Genomic DNA, 7260 nt, shown 5'->3' with positions numbered 1-7260 from the left:
GGAGTTGGGGTATCTGTTTCAAAATATGTGGTGGCCTGCCATGAAATTTTGAAAAAGGCGGAATTAAAGATCGAGCTGCACGCATATGGAACCAATATCGAGGGGGAATGGGATGATGTGATGGCCGCGGTGAAGAAATGTCATGAAAAGGTCCATGAAATGGGAGCCCCCAGAATCACAACCACAGTGAAAATGGGAACGCGTACTGACCGGCTTCAGACAATTCAGGATAAGATAGAGAGTGTTCTGCAGAAGCAGGCAGATTAACGGGTGGTTGGCCATAGATGGTCTTTTTGCCCGATATTTGCGTTGCCTGAAAATTTTATCCTCGGAGGTAAGCGTAGACTCCGATATCAATTCTATGCCTGTGGTAAAATTCTCAGTGCGCCTCGACCTCGAACAAAGATCCTCATTTCTGGGCAGACACTGACGGTTTCCTGGTTCTGGACGGAAACAAATGAGTTTCAGGATGGATCTATTATGGCTTGAGAGAATCGTCAAGACAGGCAGCCAGTTTTTTCAGTGCTGTTTGTTCAAGTTGATAGATGGCTCCCCGGGTTACACCATAAATTTTACTGATTCTTATCACAGACTGCTCCCTGTTTTGATACGGTGGGAGTCCATACCGCCGTTTGAGTATATCAGCGCTTTTTTCATTGAGCGTGTTGTCAATGGCCTGGAGTACGGTTTTCTGCAATTGTTTTCTTTCAAGCGCATTTTCCGGCCGAGACGACCGACTGCTGATCTGTTCATTGAGCAGGATACTGAACTCAGCAGATTGGCATATGGCTGTTTTCCCTTTAATTTCTGTTTTAATCTTTTGAAGGTCGGGACTGTTTTTCTTAGCTGCTTTTGCGTATCGCTCAACCGTGTTTGCTGAAATTTTAATAAGACGTCCTCCCAGAGCCTGCCGCTGGATTTCCTTGAAAACCCATTTTGACGCATAGGTGGAGAACCGTACTCCACTGTTAAGATGATATCGATATGAAGCTCTCGCAATACCGATTTCTCCAATCTGTATTGCGTCATCGAATGAGATGGACTGCCTGTAAATACTGCTGATGTGTGTAACCAGTCTACGAACAAGGCCCTGACAGAGAATCATATAAATATTTCTTAGAGTATTTAATTCTTCTACAATTATCTGCAGATCGATAAATTCCTGTCTGTTTGCGTGATTTTCCTGCAGGTTTGAAGTGATGCGGTTCCAGATGCGGGCCAGAATTGAATGTTGAAAGGTTTTCGCCAGATTAATCGCTCTCTTTGTCTTCATGGGACAACTGAAGAGCAGGAGAGCTTCCTGTCTTTCCAGTTCGGGGGTGGCAGCTGATGAATCCAGGAAAATTTTCCTGTTCTGAAAGAGATAGATGTTCTGGATAACCGTGAGAGCTGCCTGGCGAAAGAGAGGGGATCTGTAAATAGTCTCTGTAAACTTGTGGCGGTAGAGGAGCATTTCTGTTGCGAGCTCCTGTTCGTTTTTTCTGGTTAACAAAGGAAAATCACTCGTAGAGTAGTCGTTTGTTTCAGAAAATTGCTGTTGATTCAGGATTTTATCCTGGAGTTCTTGGCTTAACCCAAGACGTCTGACCCGGTTTGGAAATGAAACGGAGGATGGAGTTGTTGCCAGTAAATCAATAAAAACAGTCATTTTTTGTTTGGATACGTTTTATCAGAAAATCCGCGTTTGGGGGTTGTATCGCCGCAGTTGAGATTTTCATTAATTTGTTGAGGCTGAACCGTGGGGTCCGGCCATGCCGGTTTATTTGATTAAGCAGTCTGATTGTTCAACCAGGCATAACCATGAATTTTATGACTGCATTTCAATGCCTTATCAAGAAACATATCATGATGGGGTTTTGATTCCTTGAGTTGAATGATCAGTTATAATTTTATCGTATCAAAAATGATGACATATTTGAAATCCGGACAGAAAAAAGAGGAATATTTCTCTCATTACATGAAATGATGGGAAGAGAACTGTAAAGAGTATTCCTGTTATATTCCCCACTCCAGCCGAGTAAGCATTTGGTAAAAAGAGGAAAGCTTTATTGACCTGGGTTGGCCGATTGCTTAAAAATCAAGAAAAGAAGGAGATTTTAATTGGGAGGTGGACATGGGCAATGGAATTGGGGAATTTTTTGACAGAAGGGAGCGGATGAGATTTCATTATCTTGCAGCGGTTGAAATTACCGTGAAAAGCGGAGAGGTTCTCAATGGTAATCTCAGAGATATCGCCATTGAAAGCATATACGTATCCAGTAACAGCCCTGTATTGAAGACTCTTGAACCTGGAGAGAGTGTTGATGTGGATATAGCAGTGGAAGAGAATGGCAGCCGCCTGACGATCTGCAGCCCCGGATATGTGGCCAGGCGTGAAAACAACGGGGTGGCAATACGGTTTGTTTCTCCACTGAAATGGTGGCCTGTTTTCTGTTTCTTTCCTCCTGATGAATCTTTTCTGCCGTCGGTGATGTAGACTGAGCTGTGTTCGTAGTGAGAAAACATCCTGAGAAACCGTCAGTTGTTCAAGATTTTTTTTAATAAATAATTCAACGGAAGTGCAATGGATAAATTTGAACAGGAAGGCGTTTCGATCCTTATTGTGGAAGATGACCCTGGAATTCTTATGCTGCTCCGGACCTTTTTTACAGCACGCGGAGCCATTGTTGCAACTGAAAAAGATGGCAGGAATGTTCTGGCACGGGTGGAACAGAACAAACCGGATATAATCATACTTGATGTGATTATGCCCCATGTTGACGGACTGACTGCCTTGGCGGTTTTAAGGAAGGCCGGCCTGCAGACACCGGTTATCATGCTCACCGATCAGAATACAGTTGACGACAAGGTCAAAGGACTGGAGTTCGGGGCAGATGATTATGTTACCAAGCCTTTCAGTACGAGAGAACTCCTTGCACGTGTAAAAAGCCTGTTACGGAGAAGCATGCAGAATGATGACAATAAGGAAAATGAAATCCTTTCTGTCGGGAGGTTGCAGATTCAGGTGCCAGCCAGGGAAATTGTGGATGAAGCTGGTATCAAGCTTCATTTCACCAAAACTGAATTTGATCTTCTCTGCTTTCTTGCCCGGGAAAAAAATAAAGCGGTTTCTCATGCCGAGTTGCTGAAAGAAGTGATGGGATACAATAATGACATTGAAACAAAAGCACTTGTGATGCATATTGCTAATATGCGCAGGAAACTTCAGAAAATGGGAGATCCTGAATTTAGAATAGTCACAGTTGCCGGAGTCGGCTACAAGCTTGAGGCTGCCTGAGGTTGTGTGTGCGGCATAGGTTCGTACTCTTCGCGGTTTAAGGGGGCCAGGAGGATGTCATGGTGAAATATTATATGTTCATGAAGAACCAGACAGGAACGCTGTTTTTCTTTTTGTTATTATTGTCTTTTTTTTCTGTTTCACCTTGTTTCTCTGATACACTCATTCCGATAATTGTCAAGGATGGCAGCAATCTCACACATATTGCAAGAGATTATTGTAATTCTCGTGATGATTGGAGAATCATTGCCCGACTGAACAGGATTAAACCTCCCTATACTGTTTATCCCGGACAGACTTTGCAGATCCCTCTTTCTCTTCTGCTGGCTGAAAAACTTTTCGCAAAAGTAGACTCGGTCAGTGGTGGTGTTTTTATTTTGCAAAACGGCAGAACGTTAATACCCTTGAAAAAAGGTGATCATGTAAAACCAGGTCAGACTGTGGTTACAGAGGATGATGGGTTCGCATTTCTTATTTTTCCCGATAACAGATTTACACGCCTTGCCGGAGGAACCAGGTTTTCCATGACATACCTGGTTCGCCTGACTGACAACAGCATGAAGGCTGAATTCTTTCTTGAAAAGGGTCGTATTGTTCATTCTGTGAAATCACGATTGAAACGAAATGAAACCTTTTTAACAAAAACTCCTGTATCGGTAACGGGTGTCCGCGGGACTGAATTCAGAATGAAAGTTCCCGGGGGAAATTCAAATATTATCGAAACAATACAAGGTGTTGTCGGGGTCCATGCATCCGGAAAAACCATTGCGGTGGAAAAAGGCAAAGGATTGAAAGTTGTGGCTGGAAAACTCCCTGAACAGCCCCGGGATCTGCCACCGTCTCCACCACTGCCAGAACTTGAACCAGTGTATAAAACCCTTCCGGTTGTCTTGACTGTTCCTGGAATGGAAACAGCAACATCCCTGCGACTGCGTGTTGCAACAGACCTTGAAGGAATGCATACCGTTCTGGAACAGTTTGTAAAAGCGGGCGAACAATTTACTCTTCTGGCCCTGGAAGATCGTACTTATTACGGGTATCTGACGCAAATTGATGAACGACATTTTGAAAGTCTGCCTGCAGGACCTTTTGAGATCAGAGTAAGAACAGTCCCGTCTGCGCCGATTATTTCTGATTCTCTTGAAGGGAAAACGCTTTTTAAGAAAAAAATCAGCCATAAATGGCTCAGGGGATCTGGAGCGGGTCAGTTTTTCGTCCAGTTGGCGAGCGATCGGGAATTTAAGACAATAATTGAAGAAAAAATTCAGGAAGAGAATGAATATACAACCCCCGAACTGACTCAGGGAGAATATTTTTTCCGTCTTCAGGCTATCGCTGATGATGGTTTCCATTCAAATTATTCAAGGGTCGATTCCTGGAAAATTGCAGATCAACCCTCACTGGATAATTTTGAACCGGTTACCGGAAAAAATGTTATCCTGCGCTGGAAATCAATGGGAGAGGGAATTGTGTATGATTTCCAGGTTGCCGAAGACAGGCAATTTCACAAACTTGTCGTTGAAAAAAGTGGTCTTGAGGATCCCGTTTTCCAATTTACTGATTACCTGGAACCTGCCAGTTATTATGTAAGGGTTCGTGGAGTTCTCAGTGATGGCCAGATCAGTCCCTGGACACCCTACCAGGTTCTCACGATTGAACAGGAACCTTTCGGGATACTGGATGCCGGTGTGGCTCTTTTTTTCCTGACCTGTCTTGTTATTATTTTATAGATGCATCATCTGCGGCCCTATAACCGTTTTCTCAGTCCTTTTCTCACAATATTACTTTGTCTGCTTGTGGGAAGAACAGAGCTCTATCCCTGGCTGTCCGATATAGCTCTGGATCTGCTTTTTAATATCCGTGGAACAGCTGAAACCAGTCAGTCAATAGTCATTGTCGGTGTAGATGAGCACTCATTGGAAAAAATAGGAGCATGGCCTTTTGACCGGCAGGTTCATGGCCGGCTCCTGGGAAAACTGAGGAAGGCAAAGGCGATTGGATTTGATATTCTTTTTGACAGGCCGGCAGAGGGCGATGAGTCTTTTAGAAGGGCTGTTGATGAAAGTCCACCCGTCAGTGTGGCAATAGCCAGTGATTACAACGGCAGAATGATTTTTCCAAGTTCTACCCTTGGCAGCAAAATTAAAAAGGGGCATATTGAGACAATTCTCGGTACAGCCGGCCGGGTGAAGCAGGTAGTGTTGAAACCGCCCCATGGGTTTCCTGTTCTCGCTCTATCTGTTTATGGCGAAGATGCTGTCTCTTCCGGAGTTCATCTTTCCACACCCCAAATAATTAATTTTTATGGTCCTGAATTTACGTTTTTTTATGTTTCTTACGTTGATGTCCTTTCGGGGAAGATAGAACCGGATTTTTTTAAGGACCGGTATGTTCTGGTGGGTGCCAGGGCACGGGCTCTCGGGGATGTCCATCTTATTCCTTTCAGCAGGAAATATCCTCTGCCTGGAGTAGAGGTGCAGGCGACAATTCTTAATAATTTGCTGGAAGAGAGTTTTCTGCACCAGCTGTCATGGCTCAATTACCTGTATGTTGGCCTAATTTTTCTTATCGCGTTGGTCGTATGGCCTGGAGGGAGAGTCAGGCGAAACCTCCTGGTTCTTCTCCTCTGTGGAGGAATCATTTCTGTTGTTGCTATTGCTGGTTTTCACGGTGGTCTGTTTATAGACCCTTCAGTTCCTCTCTTTGTTTTGCTGACTGCCTATACACTTCACCTTGTCGTCCAGGGATTCTGGGTGGCCCAGGAGCTGGTTGCTGAAATCAAATGGTTGGAAAAACAACTGAAAGAGGGTGTAGAACAGGTTTATGAAACACTGCCTTCTGTTTTCCAGAAGAAGAAGGAACAGTCTGGCGGATATTGGTCAGGAGGCTTGAGAAATCATCTTTTTGTCATGCAGGAAAGTATACGGGCATTGACGTTGCAGCATCACTTTGTCAATCATCTGCTGAGCAAAGAGACACCACCACTTGCCCTGTGGGAAAAAGGCAGTGGGGAAATGGTTCTGACAAATACCAGTTTTACTTCACTCTGGTTTGACGTCTCCGAAAATAAGGATGGTTTACCCGGTTTTGAAGAGTTCGTGTCATTTCTTTCAGCACAGCAGCTGAAAGATGAGAAAAATGAGATATTGCGATTGGATTCTCTTCTGGGGCAAGGGGACAGGGTAATAGATATTGACCTGATACAGGGGGGGTGGAAAAGATACTGCCGTGTTCTTCTTCATGGAGTTGATAATCCTGTGTCTGGTTTTCACGGGATTCTCGCAAGTTTTACTGATGTTACGGAAATAAAGGAACTGGAACGGTTGAAAGGAGAGGTCATGAATATTGTTTCCCATGAACTGAAACTCCCACTTACAACAATCCTTGGTTATGGGGAGATGCTTACAGCAACCCTGGAAAATGATGAAAGAATGTATGCTGAAGAGATCTGTTCCCAGTCAAGACGACTTGGAAAAATGATCGAAGATTTTCTCGATATTGCCCGAGTTGAAAGTGGAAGATATAAAATAAACAGATTCCCTCTTGATATGCTGAGCGTAGTTTATGACGCCAAAAGTGCAATAGAGCATATGGCCAATATCAAGGATATCGAGCTGGTGGTCAAGGTTCCTCCAAGGGTAACGCCGATTCTTGGCGATGAACCTCTGCTCACCCAGGCTGTTTTGAATCTTCTTGATAATGCGGTTAAGTTCAGCCCGAAAAAAAGCAGAGTGTTTTTTTCCATGTCTGAAAAAGAAGAACACCTGTTGCTTTCCGTCAGGGATGAGGGTCCTGGTGTTGCCTTTGTTGACAGAAAGAGAATTTTTCAGAAATTCAGCCGGGGGGAAATTCAACCGGAAGAGAAGGGCTTTGGCCTTGGTTTGAGTTTTGTGAAACAGGTTGTTGATGGGCATGGAGGCAGTATTGAAGTTGTTTCTGGAAAAGAAGGAGGTGCTGAATTTGTTATGATTTTACCGAAGTAG

At 44.0% G+C, this 7260-nt stretch carries 6 protein-coding genes; 5 read left to right on the top strand and 1 reads right to left on the bottom strand.

Annotated features, from left to right (window positions below; translation table 11 throughout):
• The coding region (locus ACXLDX_RS02375) for an MTH1187 family thiamine-binding protein (protein ID WP_457575590.1) at positions 1-267 on the top strand (267 nt) is incomplete at its 5' end.
• 211 nt (positions 268-478) lie between these two features.
• Here the strand turns inward: ACXLDX_RS02375 and ACXLDX_RS02370 are convergent.
• Positions 479-1453 (bottom strand): sigma-70 family RNA polymerase sigma factor, encoded by a 975-nt coding sequence (locus ACXLDX_RS02370; protein WP_457575589.1) that lies wholly within the window; start codon positions 1451-1453, stop codon positions 479-481.
• 660 nt (positions 1454-2113) lie between these two features.
• On the opposite strand from ACXLDX_RS02370, the gene ACXLDX_RS02365 reads away from it, so the two are divergent.
• The 4 genes from ACXLDX_RS02365 to ACXLDX_RS02350 all read left to right on the top strand — a co-directional run bounded on the left by ACXLDX_RS02365 (position 2114) and on the right by ACXLDX_RS02350 (position 7260).
• On the top strand, positions 2114-2476 hold the full coding sequence (locus tag ACXLDX_RS02365) for a hypothetical protein (protein ID WP_457575588.1): 363 nt from the start codon (positions 2114-2116) through the stop codon (positions 2474-2476).
• A gap of 87 nt (positions 2477-2563) precedes the next feature.
• A complete protein-coding gene (locus ACXLDX_RS02360) occupies positions 2564-3277 on the top strand; it encodes a response regulator transcription factor (RefSeq protein WP_457575587.1) in 714 nt (237 codons plus the stop codon).
• A 59-nt stretch (positions 3278-3336) separates the two neighbouring features.
• Positions 3337-5007 (top strand): FecR domain-containing protein, encoded by a 1671-nt coding sequence (locus tag ACXLDX_RS02355; RefSeq protein ID WP_457575586.1) that lies wholly within the window; start codon positions 3337-3339, stop codon positions 5005-5007.
• Positions 5008-7260 carry a CHASE2 domain-containing protein gene (locus ACXLDX_RS02350; protein ID WP_457575585.1) on the top strand — a complete coding sequence of 751 codons (2253 nt, stop codon included), beginning with the start codon at positions 5008-5010 and terminating at the stop codon, positions 7258-7260.

It is taken from the genome of Desulfomarina sp. (assembly GCF_054039375.1).
Note: the sequence above shows the minus strand (reverse complement) of the source record. Positions and strands in the feature narration are given on the sequence as shown.